The sequence below is a fragment of the Komagataeibacter intermedius TF2 genome, from assembly GCF_000964425.1.
GTDB classification, from domain to species: domain Bacteria; phylum Pseudomonadota; class Alphaproteobacteria; order Acetobacterales; family Acetobacteraceae; genus Komagataeibacter; species Komagataeibacter intermedius.
Genome location: NZ_BANF01000064.1, coordinates 1 through 1,512 on the forward strand (window position 1 = coordinate 1; position 1,512 = coordinate 1,512).

A 1,512-nucleotide genomic window follows, 5' to 3' on the forward strand; every position below is an offset into this window, starting at 1 on the left:
GCCGATGTGGACGGCACGCTGGTCACGAAGGACAAGATCCTGACGCCACGCGCCATCCGGGCTGTCGAACGCCTGCGTGAACGCGGCATCCTGTTCACGATTACCAGTGGCCGCCCGCCCAAGGGCATGAAGATGGTCATTGACCCGCTGAAGATTTCCGAACCGATCGCGGGCTTCAACGGCGGGATGATGGTCAGGCCCGATTTCACCGTGATCGAGGCCCGCACCCTGCCGGCCGATACCGCGCGCAGGGTGATCGGCATCATCCGCGATCACAAGGCCGATCCGTGGGTCTATAACGGCAATGACTGGATCGTCTCCAGCGCTGAAGCCCCGCATGTCGCGCGTGAACAGTGGACGGTGAAGTTCCCGCCCGTGGTCGGCAATGTGGAAGAGAAGCTGGACCAGGTGGTCAAGATCACCGGCGTCAGCGATGACCTCGACCTCATGAAACGCCTCGAACATGACCTGCAGCAGGCGCTGGGCGATACGGCATCGGCCGCCCTGTCGCAGCCGTACTACGTGGATGTGACCAACAGGGACGCCAACAAGGGCGGCGTGGTGATGACGCTCGAACGCCTGCTGGGCATTCCCGCCAGCCAGATGGTGACACTGGGCGACCAGCCCAATGACGTGCTGATGTTCCGCAGGAGCGGCATGTCGATCGCCATGGGGCAGGCCAGTCCCGAGGTGCAGAAGCAGGCGACCCATGTCTCGACCTCATGCGAGGAGGAAGGGTTCGCCAATGGCATTGAGAAATACGTGCTGGGAGATGCATGACATGACCGCTGGACATGACGTGAAAACGGGCCGGATGGTGGTCCTGCCCGATGCCGAGGCCATTGCGCAGCATATGGCGGAATGGCTGACGGAACAGGCGCTGGCGAAAAAGGGCGGTCCGTTCGTGATCGCGCTTTCAGGTGGGTCCACGCCAAGGCGGCTGTACCAGATCCTGGCGTCCGCGGCATACCGTGAACGTTTTCCCTGGACGAACACGCAGTTCTTCTTTGGCGATGAACGCTTCGTGCCCGACAGCGATCCGGCCAGCAATTACAACATGGTGGAGACCGAAATGCTGGCCCACGTGCCGGTGCCGCCCACCAATGTCCACCCCATGCCGACATCGGGCGACCCGGCGCAGGCGGCGGCGAAATACCAGGCGGAGCTGGAAAAGGTATATGGCGGCAAGGTGCTGCAACCCGGTCGCCCGCTGTTTGACGTGGTGATGCTGGGTCTGGGCGATAACGGGCATACCGCGTCGCTGTTTCCGCGCCAGCCGGTGCTGGAGGAAAGGAGGCTGTGGGTTTCGAGCTGCGTGCCCGATGACGCGCCGCATACGCGCCTGACGCTGACCTATCCCGCCATTCATTCCAGCCGCCATGTGGTGTTCATGCTGGCGGGCGCGGGCAAGCGCGAGGCCTTCGCCAGGGTGCGCGCCGGGGACCCGGCGGAACCCGCCAGCCACATCACGACAGAAGGCGAACTCATCTGGCTTATGGACAGGGCGGCGGC

General features: G+C 63.6%; 2 protein-coding genes. Both read left to right on the forward strand.

Annotated features, from left to right (window positions below; all coding sequences use genetic code 11):
* Positions 1–780, forward strand: a 780-nt coding sequence (locus tag B7449_RS10675; protein ID WP_048883606.1) for a Cof-type HAD-IIB family hydrolase, incomplete at its 5' end; no start/stop codon positions are given.
* Positions 773–1,512 (forward strand): 6-phosphogluconolactonase (gene pgl, locus B7449_RS10680; protein WP_048883607.1); only part of this gene is annotated, 740 nt, incomplete at its 3' end. The genes B7449_RS10675 and pgl, both read left to right, overlap by 8 nt.